General features: G+C 46.0%; 22 protein-coding genes. 8 read left to right on the plus strand and 14 right to left on the minus strand.

Annotated elements, in window-relative coordinates:
* The first annotated feature begins 141 nt into the window (after positions 1–141).
* Complete coding sequence (locus HP570_RS03015) at positions 142–861, plus strand: SDR family NAD(P)-dependent oxidoreductase (protein WP_173624845.1); 720 nt, start codon at positions 142–144, stop codon at positions 859–861.
* A 167-nt stretch (positions 862–1,028) separates the two neighbouring features.
* Here HP570_RS03015 and HP570_RS03020 read toward each other — a convergent pair whose 3' ends face one another.
* From HP570_RS03020 to HP570_RS03035, 4 genes are read right to left on the minus strand one after another with little or no spacing between them, the layout of a single operon-like run.
* Positions 1,029–2,387, minus strand: a complete 1,359-nt coding sequence (locus tag HP570_RS03020; RefSeq protein ID WP_173624846.1) for a GerAB/ArcD/ProY family transporter — start codon at positions 2,385–2,387, stop codon at positions 1,029–1,031.
* A 12-nt stretch (positions 2,388–2,399) separates the two neighbouring features.
* Positions 2,400–2,636 (minus strand): hypothetical protein, encoded by a 237-nt coding sequence (locus HP570_RS03025; RefSeq protein ID WP_064200662.1) that lies wholly within the window; start codon positions 2,634–2,636, stop codon positions 2,400–2,402.
* Positions 2,629–3,795 (minus strand): Ger(x)C family spore germination protein, encoded by a 1,167-nt coding sequence (locus HP570_RS03030; protein ID WP_173624847.1) that lies wholly within the window; start codon positions 3,793–3,795, stop codon positions 2,629–2,631. Before HP570_RS03030 ends, HP570_RS03025 begins: the two co-directional genes overlap by 8 nt.
* Positions 3,792–5,396: a spore germination protein gene (locus HP570_RS03035; protein ID WP_173624848.1), complete on the minus strand. Its 1,605-nt coding sequence runs from the start codon at positions 5,394–5,396 to the stop codon at positions 3,792–3,794. Before HP570_RS03035 ends, HP570_RS03030 begins: the two co-directional genes overlap by 4 nt.
* A 145-nt stretch (positions 5,397–5,541) precedes the next feature.
* Here HP570_RS03035 and ligD point away from each other — a divergent pair, with 145 nt between their 5' ends.
* The 3 genes from ligD (at position 5,542) to HP570_RS03050 (ending at position 7,679) form a co-directional block, all read left to right on the plus strand.
* Positions 5,542–6,444, plus strand: coding sequence for a non-homologous end-joining DNA ligase (gene ligD, locus HP570_RS03040; protein WP_173625127.1), 903 nt, complete (start codon positions 5,542–5,544; stop codon positions 6,442–6,444).
* Between the two features lie 73 nt (positions 6,445–6,517).
* Positions 6,518–7,315: a prolipoprotein diacylglyceryl transferase gene (lgt, locus tag HP570_RS03045; protein ID WP_015891930.1), complete on the plus strand. Its 798-nt coding sequence runs from the start codon at positions 6,518–6,520 to the stop codon at positions 7,313–7,315.
* 124 nt (positions 7,316–7,439) lie between these two features.
* Entirely contained in the window at positions 7,440–7,679 is a 240-nt protein-coding gene (locus HP570_RS03050) for a hypothetical protein (RefSeq protein ID WP_173624849.1), read from the plus strand.
* A 70-nt stretch (positions 7,680–7,749) separates the two neighbouring features.
* On the opposite strand, the gene HP570_RS03055 is transcribed toward HP570_RS03050, so the two are convergent.
* From HP570_RS03055 to HP570_RS03065, 3 genes are all read right to left on the minus strand, one after another.
* Entirely contained in the window at positions 7,750–8,769 is a 1,020-nt protein-coding gene (locus HP570_RS03055) for an inorganic phosphate transporter (RefSeq protein ID WP_015891932.1), read from the minus strand.
* On the minus strand, positions 8,762–9,379 hold the full coding sequence (locus HP570_RS03060) for a DUF47 domain-containing protein (protein ID WP_007728239.1): 618 nt from the start codon (positions 9,377–9,379) through the stop codon (positions 8,762–8,764). Before HP570_RS03060 ends, HP570_RS03055 begins: the two co-directional genes overlap by 8 nt.
* A 159-nt stretch (positions 9,380–9,538) precedes the next feature.
* Complete coding sequence (locus tag HP570_RS03065; protein WP_173624850.1) at positions 9,539–10,225, minus strand: GGDEF domain-containing protein; 687 nt, start codon at positions 10,223–10,225, stop codon at positions 9,539–9,541.
* A 286-nt stretch (positions 10,226–10,511) separates the two neighbouring features.
* Between HP570_RS03065 and HP570_RS03070 the strand changes: the two genes are divergently transcribed.
* The 3 genes from HP570_RS03070 (at position 10,512) to HP570_RS03080 (ending at position 12,547) form a co-directional block, all read left to right on the plus strand.
* Positions 10,512–11,576 carry a type III polyketide synthase gene (locus HP570_RS03070; RefSeq protein WP_173624851.1) on the plus strand — a complete coding sequence of 355 codons (1,065 nt, stop codon included), beginning with the start codon at positions 10,512–10,514 and terminating at the stop codon, positions 11,574–11,576.
* 2 nt (positions 11,577–11,578) lie between these two features.
* Positions 11,579–12,106: an isoprenylcysteine carboxyl methyltransferase family protein gene (locus HP570_RS03075; RefSeq protein WP_173624852.1), complete on the plus strand. Its 528-nt coding sequence runs from the start codon at positions 11,579–11,581 to the stop codon at positions 12,104–12,106.
* A gap of 120 nt (positions 12,107–12,226) precedes the next feature.
* Positions 12,227–12,547, plus strand: coding sequence for a hypothetical protein (locus tag HP570_RS03080; protein WP_173624853.1), 321 nt, complete (start codon positions 12,227–12,229; stop codon positions 12,545–12,547).
* A 16-nt stretch (positions 12,548–12,563) separates the two neighbouring features.
* On the opposite strand, the gene HP570_RS03085 is transcribed toward HP570_RS03080, so the two are convergent.
* The 4 genes from HP570_RS03085 to HP570_RS03100 all read right to left on the minus strand — a co-directional run bounded on the left by HP570_RS03085 (position 12,564) and on the right by HP570_RS03100 (position 15,104).
* Positions 12,564–13,679, minus strand: a complete 1,116-nt coding sequence (locus tag HP570_RS03085) for an aminopeptidase (protein WP_015891937.1) — start codon at positions 13,677–13,679, stop codon at positions 12,564–12,566.
* A gap of 146 nt (positions 13,680–13,825) precedes the next feature.
* Entirely contained in the window at positions 13,826–14,008 is a 183-nt protein-coding gene (locus tag HP570_RS03090) for a YozQ family protein (RefSeq protein ID WP_173624854.1), read from the minus strand.
* Between the two features lie 119 nt (positions 14,009–14,127).
* A complete protein-coding gene (locus HP570_RS03095; protein ID WP_015891939.1) occupies positions 14,128–14,604 on the minus strand; it encodes a hypothetical protein in 477 nt (158 codons plus the stop codon).
* A 74-nt stretch (positions 14,605–14,678) separates the two neighbouring features.
* A complete protein-coding gene (locus HP570_RS03100; protein WP_173624855.1) occupies positions 14,679–15,104 on the minus strand; it encodes a MarR family winged helix-turn-helix transcriptional regulator in 426 nt (141 codons plus the stop codon).
* A 387-nt stretch (positions 15,105–15,491) separates the two neighbouring features.
* Here HP570_RS03100 and lepB point away from each other — a divergent pair, with 387 nt between their 5' ends.
* Entirely contained in the window at positions 15,492–16,052 is a 561-nt protein-coding gene (lepB, locus tag HP570_RS03105) for a signal peptidase I (RefSeq protein ID WP_015891941.1), read from the plus strand.
* Positions 16,053–16,113: 61 nt separating this feature from the next.
* Here lepB and HP570_RS03110 read toward each other — a convergent pair whose 3' ends face one another.
* From HP570_RS03110 to ggt, 3 genes are all read right to left on the minus strand, one after another.
* Entirely contained in the window at positions 16,114–16,935 is an 822-nt protein-coding gene (locus HP570_RS03110; protein WP_173624856.1) for a M15 family metallopeptidase, read from the minus strand.
* 82 nt (positions 16,936–17,017) lie between these two features.
* Positions 17,018–17,908: an NAD-dependent epimerase/dehydratase family protein gene (locus HP570_RS03115; protein ID WP_173624857.1), complete on the minus strand. Its 891-nt coding sequence runs from the start codon at positions 17,906–17,908 to the stop codon at positions 17,018–17,020.
* Positions 17,909–17,934: 26 nt separating this feature from the next.
* Complete coding sequence (gene ggt, locus HP570_RS03120) at positions 17,935–19,968, minus strand: gamma-glutamyltransferase (RefSeq protein ID WP_173624858.1); 2,034 nt, start codon at positions 19,966–19,968, stop codon at positions 17,935–17,937.
* Positions 19,969–19,987: the final 19 nt, after the last annotated feature.

The raw sequence follows: 19,987 nt of genomic DNA on the forward strand, positions 1-19,987 counted from the left end.
AACTTAAGCGTTAAAACCGATAACGAAAATCCTCCCAAAATCGGTAGCATGCACCTATCTTTCCAATCAACTAAACATACTTGTTTTCAAAGTATAAAAATGTAGTTAAAATAATGGAAAAAAAGCGCATGGGAGGAAAATATGAAAAACTTTATTATCTTCGGAGCGAGTAAAGGATTAGGTGAGGCATTCGTCAAAGAATTACCTGATACGGGTGATAACGTATGGATCGTTTCCAGAAGTCGCCCAGAGAGTTTGAAACTTAACGATGGTGTCCATAGATATTGGATTGAAGCTGACCTATCGTTATCCGATGTAAGCAATAGGATTGCGAAGACAATAAATGGCGTTACCATAGACGTATTCATATATAATGTTGGGATCTGGGAGAGCAAAGGATTTAGGGATGGCTATGATTTTGAGAAAGATGATCCGGACGAAATTGCAAAAATTATTCATGTAAATATAACATCCGCAATTACTTGCATCCAAAAGCTGTTACCGAATCTAAAAAAATCAGATAACGCAAAAATCCTCTTAATCGGATCAACGGCAGGTCTTGAAAATAATGAATTTACACAAATTTCATTTGTAGCTTCAAAATTCGGATTGCGTGGTATTTGCAATTCTTTACGGGAACATGTAAAGAAGTATGGAATAGGTGTAACATGTATAAATCCAGGTGAAATTGCTACCCAAATTCCTTATGAAGACGGAATAGAGAAAGTATTATCGGCTTATCATGGCACACAGATTCCCCTTCAAGATATCGTTTCGTTGGTTAAATGCGTCATGAACCTTTCCAAGGCGTCTTGTGTGAAAGAAATAAATATACCAGCGATGCTTGATACAAATGCATGATTGTGCTAGCGGGTTCGTACAAATAGAACACTTCCTACCCACTATCAGAGAAACAACAAATTTGCAGAGTGGAAGGAAGGGCATTCCATGAGCCAAGCATACAAGGCTTTGTGGATACCCCTCCCCACCAGTGTGTTTCGGAGTAGGAAACCCCTTGGCTTTCGACCTTATTGTCGAAACGTTCCTGCCTGTTTTGCTTTTCCCAGCCTTTGCTTGCCATGATTAAGAGCCTGCATTTCCCCGTAGCTCGTAAACAGCGCTGTCAGTAAGAGGGCAATGTACACGAGAGCTGTCACAATCCCACCTATCGCTGATTTATCTTTTAAAAAGTCACCAATCAAAATGACTATCACGCAACCAATCAAACAGACTGTCGTGCCCCACACCATCGACCGGTAAAATCGATAAAGCTTCGTTCCTTCGGGAATGAGGCTTTGCTCTCTTCCTTTATTCTTACTTCTCACATGAATAAGCAAAAAGAGCGCCAACGGCAATTGGAAGCCGAGCACGATCATCGGCAAGCTATAACTAATAAACTGATCATTTTGTACGACATTTGGAAACCCGAGTATGGACGATACAACCATAAACCATCCGCATGGAGCATTGAATGTATTATAATGCCGCTGTCCCCCAAACGAACCAACCCCCACTAAAAATGCCAAGTAAGTGACAGTGACCTTGGTCGTAAAAGCAGGGAACCACACGCTAAACAGGATTATCTCGACCCTGTCCAAAAAATCTGTAACGTGGATTTGCTGGACGAGGATATGGATGGGGAAATTCAGTCGACCAACGATAATGAAGCCCAACACGCCAAGCAAGACAAGCAACAAAATTGTCGTCATAAAGCCAACGATGATGATCCCGTGCTTCATCGCAGCATGAAATAGTCGTGGCTCTACAATGGCATGTAAGAATGCCCCAAACAAAAAAATATCCCCATACACACCCAACGGAAACAAATTACTGATTACGATCCGGTCCAAGCTACTCGTCAGGATTGGCTCCAAACGCTCTACGTTGTATTCATTCATCAGCAGGAAATATAGCGATATCCACATGATGAAAAAAAGCGGAAAGTAAAACTCATTTACCCGTGCCGCCACCTCAAGACTTGTTTTTCCATAGTACATTAACAGCAGCACGAAGACGAGTAGAATGATCTCCATTGGTGTGGTTGGCAATAACGAGATATGTAAAAAATCAGCAGCCACTTTGATATCGAGCGCCAAGATGATCCAAATATAAAACAAAATGAGCAGATTGATCGTTCCACCAATCCACTTTCCACCAATAATAAACAAAATTTCAAAGATGTTTTTCCCCGGATACGCCTCAACCAGTCCACTCAAAACGTAAGCGATCAAAAACGCATAGAAAATCGGTAAAATTTGTGAGAACCAAGCATCCATCCTTGCTACCTGCACAATAGATCGCAATAAACTGATCATCATTCCTGTCATCAAGACACTACCGACCAGCCAGGCAATTTGTCGATGATTGACAACTTGCTTGTGAATCATACTTGGGCCTCCTTATATAAACTGTTCCACCCATCGCTTCACATAGGGAGAGAACATGTTCATGATACGACTCGTGGGGAGCACTTGATAATACTGGAATTGCAAGGCGATCAGACAAACAATGGTTAGGGTGTAGAAAATAACAATGACTCCCTGCTGTCTTCCATCCATGCCTTTTCGCTTCAGGATGAATTCTCCAAAGGAAAGAATCAGCATGAGGACAAAAAAGACCAGAAATATTCTATTCATGATTATCTTCACCTTGGGTAATATTTTTCGTTGTCTGTCCGATATTGGCCATGTTCACTTTTGTTCGGATTTCATAAGTGATTTTCGGAAGCTCTTCATTCCACCTGTTCCGATATCGCTCTTGCCACTCTTGCGGATAATTCCTTGATAATGTAATTCCTAACCCAATGAAGTCTGATCGATAATGTTGGATCGTTTGCATCATATGTTTCACACCGCTATTGATTTGTTCGTCAAGCTTCGCTTGCAGCATTCTAATATTTTTCTCTTTCTCGAGATCGAGGTTTGACATATTTTCCACCACTACGGCAGAAGCATAGAGGTCAATTTTGTAATGAATGCGGCCTTTCCTGATCTCGGGCTTGATTTTCGCCCTTCCTTTCGAAAGACTAATCGTAAGCCGTTCTTTCTTGTTAAGGGGAAGAATAAACGAAAACGGTGTAAAATCGCGTTGGAACAAGCGCAAACCGAGCAGTTCTCTCGGCTTAATGATGGCAACGAGCTTGTCGCTCCGAAATAGACCTACCCCCGTCGTCTCGACTTCTTTTGACTTCCCTTTCGGATGGGAATCCACTGCTGCCAGAACGGGTAAAATGGCATCAAGCCCTGGAGTACTGAGCATTTGGGCCACATCCTTCAACGTTACCGCAATGCCCCCCATCTTTACCAGCTCACGCATCGCTTCACCTGAAAAACGTTCAAATTGCGGCTGTGCGGTTAATAATTCAATTCCTTTGCCTTTCGTCATAACAATATAAGCTGTCAATCGGTTTTCGGGAAACCGTGTGACGATATCCAGCACATCCGACATTCCGTCCCTCGCCAATTCTTCGCCTATGACGATCATCCTGTGATGGGAGTAGTAAATTTGCCGAGACATTCTTGATTGGATAAATCCATTCGCTTCCCGAATTGTCCTGCCTACTGCGGAATCTACGTAATAACTCTTATCACCACTCGTCCCCCCACCACCTCCTGACTGTGCACCAAGGCTGCTGACCAGCGGGACCTGAATAGATAACCGATACCTGCCGTCACTTTCTTTATCCATCGCCATTGCAATGACGATAGCCATATCATTGACTTCACGCCGATCCCAACAGCCAGATACCAAGAACATACAGACCGTCACAACCAACATGCGGGTTACAGTCTTCACGATTCCCCCTCCTCGTTTGGATGACGGTTGCCTGTCACCCCTGATTGCCCTCCTCTTTGCTGAATAGAATTAGCAAACTCATCATTCATACGCCTTGCATTTTGTACGCCCAAAAAGCTCGGGCGTTTTTCCATCATCGACCATGGAGCTCTCATCAGTACATCTTTGAGATCGCCGATCGACATCGGTCCTAACGGCGATAAATAAGGGACACCAAAAGAGCGCAGGTTGGCCATATGCCCGAGGATTAACAATAACAATACCAGCATCCCATAGATGCCGAGGATTGAAGCTGCTATCATGATCGGAAAGCGCAGCATTCGCAATGAAATCGCTGCATTAAAATGCGGGACGGTAAATGAGGCTATCCCTGTGAGTGATACGACGATAACCATGGGGGCAGAAACAATCCCTGCCTGCACGGCTGCCTGACCAACGACCAGCGCACCTAAAATACTGACGGCTTGCCCGACCGTTTTCGGGAGACGAATCCCCGCTTCACGCAAGGCCTCAAAGGAAATTTCCATGATTAAAGCCTCTACAATTGCTGGAAAAGGAATAGACTCGCGTGCCGCCGCAATACTTAAAAGGAGCGTGGTTGGTAGCATCTGCTGGTGATAGGTCGTAATGGCCACATATAAAGCCGGGGTAACGAGCGAGATAATGAGAAAAACATAACGCAGCAATCGAACAAGGGTTGCCATTTGAAATCGCTCGTAGTAATCCTCGCTTGCCTGCATCATCATCCAAAACGTTACCGGAACGATTAAAACCATCGGTGTCCCATCCACAAATATCGCGACACGCCCCTCCAGCAATGCCGCAGCAACCGTGTCTGGGCGCTCCGTATACATAACCTGAGGGAAAGGCGAGTATGTGTTATCCTCGATCATCTCTTCGATATATCCGCTTTCCAGCACCGCATCTAAATTGATCTTACTGATTCGACCAGTGACCTCCTGTACGATCTCTGGATCAGCTATCCCATCCAGAAAAGCAACCACCAGATTGGTGTTTGTCTCACGTCCAACTACCAAGGACTTCATTTTCAATCGAGGTGTTCGCAATTTTCGCCGCAGCATCGACGTGTTCGTGCGAATATTTTCGATAAAACCCTCACGCGGCCCCCGTACGACGGCTTCTCCTTCTGGTTCATTAACCGAGCGTTTTTCTGCTCCACGAATGCCGAGCGTAAGTGCTTCTGTATTTCCCTCTACAAGAATACCTGTATCACCTGAAAGCACAGCCTGTAGTAGCTTTTTATAATCGTCTACTCTTCCCATCTGGGAAACAGGCAAACGTGACTCTTCTATCACTTTTATATCTTTATCGCCATCTTCAAGCACCATTAACGATTTCAGTGCGGAATTGACCTCTTTGGTATCAATGAGCCCATCAACGAAGACAGCAATCGCACGGACACTGTTTTTTTGGCAGAAATCTCGTATGACAAAATCGGAGCAATCAGCGAACATTTTTTTCAATAGCTCAATGTTCTCTTCCAATTTGGGAGAAATCGGTATACCCTCCAGCTCAATCAAGCTGCAGGCATTCATTGTCTCAATCAGTTCCTTCATTTTATCTTTCTTCTTGAATTTCATTTTCATCACCAACCATTGGAAAGCTACCCGTATTATGGTTGATTGGCAGGAAATATATGCAAAGAGCTATTCCCATCACATAGTGAATCGTGGATGGGAGATAGTAGGAACACCTATACCGTTTCAAAAGAAGGTGAACATGTCATTGTGTCCTGCAACAAAAGAGTACGAGCTGACGATCGACAATCACACTTTGTCCATCACAAACCCTGACAAGCCTCTTTGGCCAGAGGCCGAGGTAACCAAACTAGATTACTTGCGCTATTTGCTGATTGTTGCAGCCCCACTACTCCGGTATAGCAAGGATCGGCTCTTAACGGTCATTCGCTACCCTCACGGAATCGGTGACAAGCACTTCTATCAAAAGAACGCCCCGGACTATGCACCCGACTGGATACAAACGCATATGTGGGAAAACGTACGTTACGTACTGTGCAATGACCGAGCGACGCTCGTATGGATGGCGAATCAAGCTGCATTGGAATGGCACGTCTCCTTTCACCTCGCCAAGGATGAGACTCCGACAGAGCTCGTGTTTGACCTCGATCCTTCCACAGATGACTTTGCTGTTGTGATAGAGTCTGCCCTCTTATTGAAACAGCTGCTCGATGAATTACAGCTGCCTTCATGGGTTAAGACATCTGGTTCCAGTGGCTTGCAAATCTATGTTCCGATCGAGCTCCGCTATACGTTTGAACAGACGCGCCAAGTCGGGCATTTCATCGCATCCTATTTAGTCAGCAAGCATCCCTCCCTTTTAACCATCGAGCGCTTAGTGAAGAATCGGGGTGATAAGCTTTACATTGACTATTTGCAGCACTGGCGCGGAAAGACATTACCAGCTCCTTATTCAACCCGTGCAAAAGAACAGGCAACCGTCTCAACGCCACTCCTGTGGGAAGAAGTTCCCGATTGTCATCCCACAGATTTCACCGTTTATACGGTACCCAAACGCCTGGAAACATTTGGGGATTTATTCTCCTCCATATCTGTCCCAACAAAACGGGCCTCTCTTGATGCCATCCTCGGCTTTTTGCAGTGTCATTAAGCCGTTAGTTGGAATCATGCTGCCTATTTGTGCTATACTTGGCACAGATGTTTTGAGGCAAGGAGGCACATTCATGATTGATCCGATCGCAATTGCAATCGGCCCCTTAAAGATTCACTGGTATGGCATTATAATGGGGCTGGCGTTTTTCTTGGGTACTTATCTCGCTCGCTACAATTCCAAACGTTCTGGCATTGATCCCGATCACGTCTTGAACATGGTGGTTCTGATCATTCCAGCAGCCATCGTTTGTGCAAGATTGTATTATGTTACGTTTGAATGGCAGCAGTACAAAGACAACCCACTGGACATCTTCGCAGTTTGGCAAGGCGGCTTGGCTATTCACGGTGGTTTAATCGGTGGTGTTCTGGCAGGAGCCTGGTATATTCGAAAACATAAACTACCGTTCCTTCGTTTGGCTGACATTTTTATGCCAAGTGTTATTTTGGGTCAAGCCATCGGACGGTGGGGAAACTTTATCAACCAGGAAGCACATGGTGGTCCCGTCTCTGCTGAGTTTATGGAAAAGTTCCCTGCGTTCATCCGCGAACAAATGTTTATCGGTGGACAATATTACCACCCTACATTCTTGTATGAATCGATGTGGAACCTTGTTGTTTTCGCCATTCTCATGCTCATGCTGTACCGATTCAAAAAATTCGATGGACAGGTCTTGTTTAGCTACATGATCCTGTATTCGATTGGACGCTTCTTCATTGAGGGCATGCGTACAGACAGTTTGTTGATAGCCGATACCCTGCGTGTCGCTCAATTAGTCAGCCTGTGCTTAATTGCTGCCGGTGTCATCTTGTTGCTCGTGTTTGCACGGAAAAGCAAGCAGGCCGGACATTCCCAAAACTCGATCGAATAACGTCAATATGCCATATCTATTGCCACTCAGGTCAATCCGACCGGGTGGTTTTTTCTTTGCCTTGTCTGAATTGTCGCAATGCAGGCAATAACTAGGAGAAAGAATGAAAAAGGAGGGAAATAGGATGGATGACGGAATTTTGGAAGAGTATCTTGATCGCTACGTACGTATTCATTTTGCTCCTGATAGGATCGGCCAAGGATTATCCGCGTATGCAGAAGGCAAATTGTATGATTACAGCCCAAATGGCATATTAATTGAAGAACAGGATGGCTCGCTTGACTATATCCCATTCTCTGCCGTACGCCTCGTGCAAATTAAACCCAAGCCGGGCTTATGGGAGCGTTTAACGGGATCAAGTTAATGAAAAAGACACCTTCCCGCGTACTTTACAACGGAAAGGTGTCTTTTGTCTGTTGGATAAAGATGTTGCTCTACAGGAATACGTCAAACACGACGTAGCATGCAGCAGCCAAAAGTCCGGTAATCGGAAGGGTAATGACCCATGTGACCAATATTCGGCCAGCCAGGCCCCATTTTACAGCGTTCAGCTTTTGCGATGCCCCAACCCCCAAGATGGCGGATGTGATCACATGTGTTGTGCTCACTGGCAGTTTCAAAGCTGTAAAGATTGTGATAATCAAGGCAGAAGACAGGTCAGCTGAAAAACCGGAAATTGGCTTGATTTTCATAATCTTACCACCCAAGGTCTTGATGATCCGCCATCCACCAAAGGCTGTTCCTAATGCCATTGCAAGAGCAGCTGAAAGTTTTACCCATAGTGGAATAACGAATTCGCCCGGTGCTTGTACCAAGAATCCTCCAGAAATCAGAGCAAGGGTGATTACGCCCATTGTTTTTTGCGCATCGTTGGCTCCATGGCTGAAAGCCTGCCAAGAAGCTGACAATACTTGCATCGAACGGAAACCTTTATTGGTTTTGTGATACGCAGAGTTACGAACAAACCAAGACACAAGCTTGATCACCACAAAACCAATAGCAAAGGCAACAAGCGGTGATATGATCAACGCCTGGATAATGCTAATGAAACCTGACCAGTTAATGGCACCACTTCCTGCGGCGCCAAAAGCGGCACCTGCAACGCCTCCGATAATCGCGTGCGAGGACGAGCTAGGAATTCCGAACCACCAGGTGATTAGGTTCCACAAAATCGCAGATGTCAACGCCGCCAAAACGACGACCAATCCATTTTCCAGCTTGAATGGATCGGTAATGCTTCCCCCGATTGTCTTCGCTACCCCCGTATACGAGAGTGCACCAATCAAGTTACACAGGGATGCAATAATAATCGCGGTTTTCGGACTTAATGCGCGTGTCGAAACAGAAGTAGCAATCGCGTTCGCCGTATCATGAAAACCATTGATAAAGTCAAATGCTAGCGCCATGATGACGACGAGTACGAGAATAATCACCTCTGGCGAAAGATCAGGCATTCTTTAACACGATCCCTTCTACCAGGTTGGAGACGTCCTCAGCGAAGTCAGCACAGTCTTCGAGCTTATCGTAAATCTCTTTGAGTTTGATCGCTTCCATTGGGTTGGTATCAGGAGAATTCAACAAATCAGATACCATTTTGCGGTAGTTGGAGTCAGATTCATGCTCCAAATCTTTGATTTCCCCAGCGATTTGTGTAACGACTTTATGATCTAGCTTGCGCAGTGTGCGAATCAGCTCGATCAGCTTAGCCGAGCATTTCACCAAAATGTTGGCTTGTGCCAATACACGTGGATCTGGTTGAGTCACTTGGTACAGATACATACGATCAGCGACACCGTCAATGTAGTCGATCATCGAGTCCATCGTATGAGCGAGCTGGTGAATGTCTTCACGCTCAAGCGGAGTGATAAAAGTAGAGTTCAACTCGTTCATGATGCGACGAACGATTTCGTCTCCTTCTTTCTCGACAGCCTTGATTGCCTTAACCTTTGTTTCTAGATCTTGATAGTTTCCTATCATTTCATAGAAAAGATGAGTTCCTTTGTGTACCGTGGCAATCTGCTGTTCGAACAGATCAAAGAAGATATACTTGTTTGATTTCAACATACGGGACTTCTTCACTCCTTTGAATAAATGGCACCTACAAGATTATATCGAATGTTATTGTTTCCGTAAATTTAAAATCAAGGTCAAATGTGTATATTTTTCTTTAAGGAATTATTAAGTTTTTGTAAATGCTCTTTACAATTAAAAAAAACACTCGTGTCAAGAGAGAGGACGAGTGTTAGCCTTGCCAATATTTATCATTTCATTCGAAGCGACCATCATGCAATCTTTCCTTTTTTTCGCTTCATACATAAGCATATCTGCTTTTTTCGCTAACTCTTCCGCTGTTGCGGCATGGTGTGGATACGAGGCTACTCCGATGCTGACAGTGACCCCTGAAAGTGCGTCTCGCACTTGATTTTGAATTCGTTCTCCGATTCCCAGTGCTCTTCTTGTGTCTGTCTGCGTTAACAAAACGACGAATTCTTCCCCGCCCCACCTTCCAACAATGTCTTGTTTCCGTACACTTGCTTGCAAGATTCTTGCAAATTGGCAAAGGAGTCTGTCGCCTTCCATATGGCCAAATGAATCATTGAATATTTTGAAATTATCCAAATCAATAAACAATAACGTAACAGATTGATGATTGCTTTTTGCCAACTCTACTTCTGCGACCAACTTGTCCAGAAATCTGCGATTGACGAGAACGCCTGTGAGTGAATCGTGATAAGCCATCTGCCGCAGCTGATCTATATATTTCCCTATACGATAGGCAGCAAGCGTCTGAATGACAGCCACAAGAAAAAGAAAGACAACCATACTCTCATCCGAAGGCAATCCGTATCCGATCAGCCAAACCGAAATGATTCCACAGGACACACCCAAGCTAATCCAGCGTGAGCCCAAAGTACACTACCCCCGATCTATCCGATGTTCCCCTCTTTTCATTCATACATTAGACCTATCTACCAAAATCTACAGTAGGTCTTTTTTCATATAATCAGGAATATTTTACCTATCTTTTTTTATAAGTTCAAGCAAATCCACGAAACTGCCACTTATTCATTCAAATGAATCATAGAAAAATCCTGACAATCATCCTGCGGTCTTCGCACATGGTGCTGCATGAATTGGAACCAATTGGAAGGGATAAGCTAAGGGCTAATCAAAATAGACGGGAGTGAATGAATGGATGCCCCGTATAGAAGCAGTAGCTACAGCAGTACCTTCCCACGAGATTACACAAGAGGATTCCATGAAGCTGGCACGCCTATTTTTTCAAGATGCTTTTCCCGACATAGACCGTTTGTTACACGTGTTTGCACATAGTCACATTCAGAAGCGATATTTTAGTATGCCAATGGATTGGTTTTTGGAAGACCGACCGTTTGCGGAGAAAAATCAATTGTATATCGAGCATGCGGAAGCCTTGGCAGAGGAAGCAGCTCGAAAGTGTTTGACAAAAGCTGGGGTCGAGCCGTCATCCATCGATTGTCTGATGTTTGTATCAAGCACTGGCATTGCGACCCCAAGCCTTGATTCCCGCTTGCTCCATCGTTTAGGACTCCGTTCCCAAGCAACCCGTGTCCCGTTGTGGGGCCTCGGCTGTGCTGGTGGAGCGATGGGATTGTCGCGTGCATGCGAGTACACCCAGGCTTATCCCTCCCGGCGAGTATTGCTTGTGAGCGTAGAGCTGTGCGGCTTGACCTTCATCCGACAGGATTTGTCCAAAAGCAACTTGGTCGCAACCTGCCTCTTTGGAGATGGAGCCGCAGCCGTATTAATAGAAGGAGATCAAGTCTCGTCCTCTTCGGACACACCTAAGGTTCAATTCTGTGATGCGCGAACGACAACATGGCCGGACACGGTAGATATTATGGGATGGGAATTGACCGATCCAGGGTTAAAAGTCATTTTCTCTCGTGACATCCCTACTCTCATTCGTTCTTCGATGCGAGAAAACGTGGAGAGCTTTTTGTCACCGCATGGGATGTCTATTGACCATCTACGCCATTTCATTTTCCATCCAGGTGGCGCCAAGGTACTAACGGCTTATCAGCGGTCCCTGGGCATTGGCACAGAAGCCACTCGGTTTTCTGAAGATGTCCTAACCAATTTCGGAAACATGTCCTCCCCTACGGTTCTGTTCGTCCTGGAAAAAAGCATGGAGAAGGCGTGGGAGCCAGGAGATCGCGGATTGGTCGCTGCGCTTGGACCTGGATTTAGCTCCGAGCTCTTACTTCTGGAGGCGAGATAGTCATGTTGCTCTTTTTTGGATTTGTCATGGCTGGAGTCGTGTTACAACGGCTGGTCGAGCTTCTCATTGCCGTGAGGAATGCTCGCTATATCCGCTCAAAAGGGGGCTACGAAGTTGGGGCGCGTCATTACAAATACATCGTCCTTCTTCATTTTCTCTTTTTTCTCTCGCTCCTTTTCGAAGTGGTGGGGAAAGGCAGCGCAATGGTTCTGCCCTCTTGGTGGGCAATTCCGTTCAGCCTGTTTTTAATCGCGCAAGGACTTCGTTATTGGTGTATTCGCAGCTTGGGCAAACGGTGGAATACCCGCATCTTCATCCTCCCGGGCGAGGCTCCAATCAAGCGAGGTCCTTATCGGTTCATTCGTCACCCCAACTACTTGGTCGTATCGCTTGAGCTGCTGCTACTCCCGCTGACATTTTCCGCTGTGGCAACTGCCCTGGCGTTTTCTCTCTTAAATGCCTGGTTGCTCCTGCGCATACGGATACCCATAGAAGAAGCAAGCATCTACGATGGTCATCGTGAGTCATAAAAACGAAAAGTCTTTGGCACACGCACATGCCAAAGACTTTTTATCAGACAAAAGGTTTATCACTTATCATTCAACGGGTAAAGAAAAGAAGCTGTTACTCTTTCCCGTGAGGTGGATCAAGTGAATCGTACAACCATAGTGGAGCCTCAGGAGACAAAGCGGATCATCATCCGAGACTTTTTCGCTTTGATTGAAGCGGTACCCAACAAGGATGACCAGGTTAGTATTCAAACATTTCTCCGCTATTTACAAAGCCTGCTAAGAATCAAGCAAGTCATTCCACCGGTTGTGGAAATCATGACGGTCGTCAAACAAAACAAGCCACTTCTCTACCACGCGGCACGCAGAATTACTCTTCCTTCAAGCAATCTGCACATGCTATTTCAGTTAGAAATGGATATTATGCTTGCGCACGAAAGGCTCCGACAGTACGACAAATGATGGGGTAGGCTATACCTTACCCTTTCAAGTTTTCTGGATTCAGACATTCAAGCTCTGCAATGACAAAACGACCATCTTTGCGAATCAGGACGTCATCAAACCAGATTTCCCCTCCGCCCCAATCCGGACGCTGGATGGAAACCATGTCCCAGTGCACAGACGATTTGTTGCCATTGTAAGCTTCGTCATAGCATTGACCAGGCGTGAAGTGGAAGCTTCCGTCTATTTTTTCGTCAAACAAGATATCTTTCATCGGGTTGCGAATGTAAGGATTCACACCGATGGCGAATTCTCCAATGAAGCGCGCTCCCTCGTCTGTATCCAAAATTTGATTCAAGCGTTCAGTATCGTTCGCTGTTGCTTCGACAATTTTGCCGTCCTTGAAGGTCAGGCGAACATTTTCAAATGTGAAGCCGTGGTATGGTGTTGGCGCATTATGAGTGATAACACCATTTACAGAATTCTTCACAGGTGCTGTATACACTTCACCATCTGGAATATTGCGCAGGCCAGCACATTTCACAGCAGGGATGTCCTTGATTGAGAAGGTGAGATCTGTTTCAGGTCCTACCAAGCGTACCTTGTCTGTGCGATTCATCAAGTCAACCAAACTGTCCATTGCTTTGTCCATTTTCGCGTAATCCAGGTTACATACTTGGAAGTAAAAATCTTCAAAAGCTGCTGTAGACATGTTCGCAAGCTGCGCCATGGAAGGATTCGGATAACGAAGAACAACCCACTTCGTTTTTGGCACGCGCACGTTCATCACTGGCAGCTCATACAGGCGAGAATAGATACTCAGCTTGTCACTTGGAACATCAGCCATCTCATTGATGTTGCTCGCTGCACGAATCCCGATATAACCTTGCATTTTCTCCATGAGTTCAACTTCATGTTGAGCCATGGTCTTCAACTGCTCTTCATTACAATTCATTGCGATTTCTCGGCTTACGGCGGGATCAATCAATTGAACATAAGGACTGCCGCCTGCTTTGTAAATCTCACGCACGAGGGCTTGCACCAAATCCGGTGTGTCCCCTTTCGCGTTGATCAAAATGTTTTCCCCTGGCTGTACTCGTACAGAATAGTTAACCAGATTGTACGCTAATTGATCTAATCGTGAGTCTCTCATTCGTGGCACACCCTTTTTAAATTTTCTGATTCCTCTTGTATTCTTACCGATACAATCTACTAAGTCAATAAAAAATTTTTTATCAATGGAATAAAAAGCGGCCAGCCTCCTTGTATCCGGGCTGGCCTTGCTCTTTTCCTGTGCTTTTACATCGTCTGTTCTCTGTCCTCAATGGTTCCCATCTTGTACATGTCACTGACCTGCTCCTGCGTCGTAGCCAGACCAGCCGTATGTTCGTCTGCCTCTTGATAGTAGACGGCTGTGCCAGCATCTTCAGCCCCCAACTCTCTCGCCCTGGCCTGAGCCTGATCCTTATCATAACCTGCCATTTTCGTTCCTCCTTCCTTTTGATTTCTATCCGCTTTAGTTTGTACAGGAATCTCCAGATTTAGCAAAAAAAGACGCCTTTCCCAATCAAGGGACAAAGCGTCTTTATCTTCAGCTATGCTTATTTTTCGTTATCAGATTCTGGAGCGATCATTGCCCAACCAGCTGCTGGAGCACTCACAGGAGTTACGCCACCAGTGATAACATATTGATCTGCTCCTGGCATCATTGCCCAGCCAGCTACGTTAGAGATGACTGGAACATATTGACCACTCACCCATACATACTCATCTTTACCTGGCATGATGACCCAGCCACCTTGTTGAGTCAAACCTTGAATTGGAGTAACGGTTTGTGGAGTCGCAGGTTTTACTTCAGGTTTAGTTGCTGGTGCAGTTGTTGTAGCATCAGTTGCCGGCTTTTCTTCAGTAGCTGGCTTTTCATCTGTTGCAGCTTTGTCTTCTGTTGCCGTTGTTGTTGCTTCTTTTGCAGGAGTCGTTTCAGTAGCTTTTACTGCCTCTTCAGCAAATGCAGCTTGTGTGAAGAGAGCTGCTCCTAAGATACAAGAACTCATGATCAGTGTGCTTTTCTTTTTCATATGTGTACACTCCCATTCCGCGGTACACACTTTTGTCTTACACGAATGTCCCCAAACCCGAACTTGAAGGCATGCTATATGCACTGCTGCATTTTCCTGAGAAAATACGTAAACTGCTCTAACTCGTCGTCAGTCAGATTCTCCAGCAGCTTTCCTACTAGTGCTCTCCTGTGGCACAAAAGTCCTTCCAGGGTTGGAACGGCTTGTTGTGACAAAGTGACCCACACGACACGTCGATCCTGTTCATCTCGAACCCGGTCAATAAAACCGGCCTTGACCAACCGATTGAGTGCGATCGTGGTGGCACTATTGGATAACTTCAAAATAGTCGCCAGCTCAGAAACTGTGCTTCGTCCTTTTTGATGTAGCACACGTAGCAAGATAAACTGCTTGGGACTGATTGACTCTTCCTCTAGCCAATTGTTAATAAAGAAACGAGCAATCTCGACAAAAACTCGATCCAGTTCCTCAAGTTTACTGGCACGGGACAAATTGCTCACGACATCACCTATTTTCGGAAAATTAATAATATAAGTACTTTTACTATAAAACTATATAGCCTAAGTACCGGAAGATCAATAGGACTCCCGAAATTATTTCTTTTCACGAAAGATATGTATGAGCCAGACAAAGTGTTTACCACTTAATATTTTTATTGTAAAACTTATTTCAAGAACATCTTAACTCAAACAGGAAAAACTGACAATAGGTAAGCTAGCAAAATAATATTTCGACTTTTTCCAGCTTCATCCACGAACCAATTATTTCCTTGAATCATCTTTCGTATCTATTCGTATAGCATGTATAATGGGAAGACAGCCTTACACACACGAGGCAATTGACTCAGGCATATTTGCCACAGAAATCACATACATAGGAGAATTTCAATGGAACAAACCAACCCTACACCGAAATGGAAAGTGGAATTGCTTGATTGGTTAAAATCGTTTGTCTTGATTGGTGGATTGACAGCCTTCATCTACGTATTTGTCATGGCTCCCTACGTCGTCCAAGGGCGCTCCATGGAAAGTACGTTGCATGACCGCGAGCGTGTCATCGTAAACAAAGCGATTTACTACCTCAAAGAACCGCAGCCTGGTGATATCGTCATCATTCATCCAGATGCTACTGGCGACAACTGGATCAAGCGCGTGGTCGCAGTTGCTGGTGACACCGTTGAAGCCAAAAATGATCAAGTGTACGTCAATGGCAAACCGCTCAGCGAAGAGTATTTGGTCGAAAACAAGCTAAAAACCTCTGCGGCAGGTGTGACGTTAACCGAAGATTTTGATCCTGTGAAGATTCCTGAGGGCAGTGTGTTTGTCATGGGGGATAATCGCAACAACAGTATGGACAGCCGCGTCATTGGCCCTGTTCAACTGGATCATGTAGTAGGACGTGCAGAAGCTGTATACTGGCCACTGTCCCAGATTCGCCTTCCACGTTAACATGGATCCAGGCAGCAAAAAGCCGCTCCTTATCGGGGCGGCTCTTTTCGTTTTGATGATGTTATTTGTGGGCAATTGCCGCTTCAGAAAAATAATCCTCCAAAGTAAGGCCACCTGCCATAATTTCTTTTGCCATTTCCTTCCCTACATAACGCAAATGCCAAGGCTCATACGCATATCCAGTCGTATCTTCCTTGCCCTTCAAATAACGAATGACGAACCCAGAGTCTGCACAGTTGGCTGCAAGCCATAATCCTTCAGGTGTCTCACCAAACGATTCTTCCAGGCGTGTACTAGCATCATGTCCGGACACATCCATAGCCAAGCCAGTCTGATGCTCGCTCTTTCCAGGCACGGCACTGTAGGCAGCGGCATGTTCTGCACCTTGCGTCCTTACATACGTTTCGTACAGCGATTTTTGAGTCTTATATGAGCGATAGCCAGAAACGGCATACAGTTCAATACCTTCTGTCTTTGCTTTGGCAAACAGTTCTTCTAATGCTTGTGCGGCTTCTGCTCGCAGCAATCGCTTCTCCACTTTTTCATCAAAAGGAAACGGAACATTCGGCTCTACCAAATCCGGTGGAATATAATCGCCTGGCAATGCCCGCTGTTTATTTACGACAACCGAGAGATCTGTTGCATTCGTAACGGTTGGCACTCCATCCACATCTTTTATCGTCTCTGCAAGCGTTGCCCGTTGGGGACGTGTCGTCTCCTCTTTATTCGGCTCAACTGTCGTTGCTTGCGTGCCCTCACCTGCGGGCTGTCCATTCGACTCGCTGGAAAGCAATCCACTTAATGAGGGAGGTTCACATCCACTGAGTAGTGCTACTGATAGCGCTGCGATGATCGCAAGGCTGCTGGTGCGATTTTTGTTCATGATCGATCCTCCTGGTTCCTTACAGACACATACGTTCTGCTCTACCTTACCACGGAGTAGTACGAAAAAAAAGGTAGATAGGTCACGCTTTTTCAGCGGTATATTTCTCGTTTAGGTGTTTGACAAGCGCTGGTAACCATTCATTCAGCACCCAAAATGGAAAGCCCGCAGCCTTAGCCTTTCCGTTATCCATGTACAGGGATGCTAAAAATCCAAAGGGAGACGCGTCAGAAGCATCTGTCGTTTGTTCGATCCGGGCAGGTTTTCCGACTGTTTGCGCAATGGTCTCCATTAGCTTAGCAAGCGAAACAGTCCCATCCGAGCACGCATTCACTGGCCCTGTGATGGACGTTGTCGTCAGCCATGCCAAAAATTGAGCTGCTTCCTGTGCATGTATGAAGCCCATCTGTGCAGCGGGATTCGTGATACCAATCGGCCGTTCCTCTTGGACATGCTCAATATGAAACCATAGCCGCTGTGTGTAATCGTCTTCCGCCAGTACGATTGGAAAACGAACGGCTACGACAGGAAAGGCCTTTTCTTGAAAAAAGACGGCTTCTGCTTGACGCTTTCCCTCTTGATAGGTTGTCTCGTCTCTCGTTTTCAGGTTGATTGCATACGTGTATGGATCAAATGCTTCTTCCTGTAGTGGTTCCTCGGCATAATCGTAGACGGACAAGGTAGTGGTCAAAACGTACTTCCCCACTTTCCCCCGAAAAACCGTACACGCATCCAGTGCATTTTGAGAGGAATAACAGATGTTATCGTACACCACGTCCCACTGCTCTTCCCCTGCAGCCGCTAGCGAGTGGACGTTATCTCGGTCAAGCGTCATTCTTTTGACAGCGGTAGGCAACTCCACTTGGGTAAGCCCCCTTGTTGCCACGGTAACGTCTGCCCCCGCTTCAACGAGAAGCTGGACTAATCGCTTTCCAAAAAATCGCGTTCCGCCGAGTACAAGTACTTTCTTCATTTTTGCTACATCCTTTCCTTATCAGCCTACTTTTTGCTATTCAACTCGATGGACCGCTCTCCTTCCTTCCACATAACCGTATAGCCCAACTTCTCGCCAACTTTTTTGACAGGCAAGTAAGGAATTCCCTTCAACATGACCACATCTGACTGGAAGGACGTCACTTTTTGTCCCAGCCCTAACAGCAACTTGTTGGCGTGAACATACGCTACTCCATCTATCATCACTTTTTGATCTGCCGTGTATGGATAGACATTACCGTTTACTCGTAAATGAAAGGGCCCATCTTTTTCTTTTGGGGACTGGATTGGCTGAGCAGCCGTATACGCAATGGCATCGACCCCGAGTACAGTACCCTCGCGTGTGTTATCTGCTCCGCCGTACATTTTTCCCGTTTCAAAATCGTACACAATCGCTTGGACGTTGCCAATGTTTGTCGGTTCCTCAGCAAAGACGTGACCTTTTGCCATCAATTGCAAGATGACATCTTGCTCAATGCCCGCTTCCCACGTCACATTCGGATAGCTGCTAGAAAAAATGCGTGGTGCACGGATGGCATCCTCAATTTCCATTCCATGATCGATCACATTGAGAATCGTCTGCGATACAGAGGCGATAATGGTTGAGCCACCAGGGGAGCCAATTGCTAAAAAGGGCTTCCCTTCTTTTAGCACCATGGTTGGCGTCATGCTCGAACGTGGACGTTTGCCGGGCTCGACCTGATTGACTCCGCCAGGAATCGCGTCAAAATCTGTCAGCTCATTATTGAGCATGAAGCCATAACCAGGAACCATCACACCGCTGCCAAAAATATCTTCGATCGTGGTCGTATACGCAACGATATTCCCCCATTTGTCCATCACAGAGAAATGCGTGGTCTGCTTAACCGGAGATTGATCTCTCAGTTTCATGGACACCTCTGGCTTTTTGCCAGGATCGTACTTCCAAGGATCTCCTGCCATTACATTGGCATTCGCTGTCTCTTCACGAATGAGCTGGCGCCGCTCCTTGATGTATTCGTCCGCAATCAGCCCCTTTTTCGGTACTGGATAAACATCCGCGTCCGCCATAAACGCCGCCCGATCTGCGTAGGCAAGGTGATTGGCTTCGATCAGATGATGCAAATAGGCTACCGACCCAATGCCGTCCTTTTGGTTATCGTAGCCTTCCATCAGCTTCAAAATCTGAATGAGTGTCAAGCCGCCAGAGCTGGGGGGTGCCATCGAAATCACTTCATACCCGCGATACATGCCGCGGACCGGTTCACGCTCTTTTACTTGATACGCCTGCAAATCATCGAGAGTCATAGAGCCTCCCGTCCTTTGTACTTCCTCGACGAGTGCCTTGCCAATTTCCCCTTCATACAAGGCATCAGAGCCTTTGTCGCGGATGATCTTCAACGTTTTCGCCAATTCGGGCTGAACCAGCATCTCGCCTTCTTTGAGTGGAACGCCGTTTGGCGCAAACACCTGTGCAGCAGCCCCGTGCTTTTTCAGCTTTTCCATGGAATTGGCAATAAATTGAGCGGACACCCAGTTGACGCGAACGCCTTTTTCCGCCAATTCAATCGATGGTTCTATCACTTTTCCCAAATCCCATGTCCCATACGATTCCAACGCCTGCTCTACTCCCAGCAATGTGCCTGGGACACCTACGGCCTGACCACTCGTATGTCTCTCCTCAAATGGGATCGGCGTACCATCTGTCTGTAAAAACATATCGGGAGTCACCTTGGAAGGAGCCACCTCTCGACTATCTATCACCGTCACTTTGTTTTGATCCTTCATATAAATCATCATAAAGCCACCGCCGCCGATACCGGACATATACGGTTCTGCTACATTTAGCGCAAATTGGATCCCAACCGCAGCGTCAATCGCATTGCCGCCTTTTGCCAAGATATCTCTACCGACCTGTGCCGCTGCTGGATGAGAGACCGCGACAATTCCTTTTGTAGCTCCTTGCACGCCTGCTGGCACACCCGGGACTTTCCCCACAGCCAAATGAGGAAACGAAAGCACGGTAACAATCGAGAGGGTAACCATCATCCCTTTTTTCATGCGATCCCTCCTATTCCAT

It is taken from the genome of Brevibacillus sp. RS1.1, assembly GCF_013284365.1.
GTDB classification, from domain to species: Bacteria; Bacillota; Bacilli; order Brevibacillales; family Brevibacillaceae; genus Brevibacillus; species Brevibacillus brevis_D.

Coding starts and splice junctions, on each gene's coding strand:
- HP570_RS03015 (WP_173624845.1), top strand. CDS start 142: ATGAAAAACTTTATTATCTTCGGAGCGAGTAAAGGATTAGGTGAGGCA.
- HP570_RS03020 (WP_173624846.1), bottom strand. CDS start 2,387: ATGATTCACAAGCAAGTTGTCAATCATCGACAAATTGCCTGGCTGGTC.
- HP570_RS03025 (WP_064200662.1), bottom strand. CDS start 2,636: ATGAATAGAATATTTCTGGTCTTTTTTGTCCTCATGCTGATTCTTTCC.
- HP570_RS03035 (WP_173624848.1), bottom strand. CDS start 5,396: ATGAAATTCAAGAAGAAAGATAAAATGAAGGAACTGATTGAGACAATG.
- lgt (WP_015891930.1), top strand. CDS start 6,518: ATGATTGATCCGATCGCAATTGCAATCGGCCCCTTAAAGATTCACTGG.
- HP570_RS03050 (WP_173624849.1), top strand. CDS start 7,440: ATGGATGACGGAATTTTGGAAGAGTATCTTGATCGCTACGTACGTATT.
- HP570_RS03055 (WP_015891932.1), bottom strand. CDS start 8,769: ATGCCTGATCTTTCGCCAGAGGTGATTATTCTCGTACTCGTCGTCATC.
- HP570_RS03060 (WP_007728239.1), bottom strand. CDS start 9,379: ATGTTGAAATCAAACAAGTATATCTTCTTTGATCTGTTCGAACAGCAG.
- HP570_RS03070 (WP_173624851.1), top strand. CDS start 10,512: ATGCCCCGTATAGAAGCAGTAGCTACAGCAGTACCTTCCCACGAGATT.
- HP570_RS03075 (WP_173624852.1), top strand. CDS start 11,579: ATGTTGCTCTTTTTTGGATTTGTCATGGCTGGAGTCGTGTTACAACGG.
- HP570_RS03085 (WP_015891937.1), bottom strand. CDS start 13,679: ATGAGAGACTCACGATTAGATCAATTAGCGTACAATCTGGTTAACTAT.
- HP570_RS03090 (WP_173624854.1), bottom strand. CDS start 14,008: ATGGCAGGTTATGATAAGGATCAGGCTCAGGCCAGGGCGAGAGAGTTG.
- HP570_RS03095 (WP_015891939.1), bottom strand. CDS start 14,604: ATGAAAAAGAAAAGCACACTGATCATGAGTTCTTGTATCTTAGGAGCA.
- lepB (WP_015891941.1), top strand. CDS start 15,492: ATGGAACAAACCAACCCTACACCGAAATGGAAAGTGGAATTGCTTGAT.
- HP570_RS03110 (WP_173624856.1), bottom strand. CDS start 16,935: ATGAACAAAAATCGCACCAGCAGCCTTGCGATCATCGCAGCGCTATCA.
- HP570_RS03115 (WP_173624857.1), bottom strand. CDS start 17,908: ATGAAGAAAGTACTTGTACTCGGCGGAACGCGATTTTTTGGAAAGCGA.
- ggt (WP_173624858.1), bottom strand. CDS start 19,968: ATGAAAAAAGGGATGATGGTTACCCTCTCGATTGTTACCGTGCTTTCG.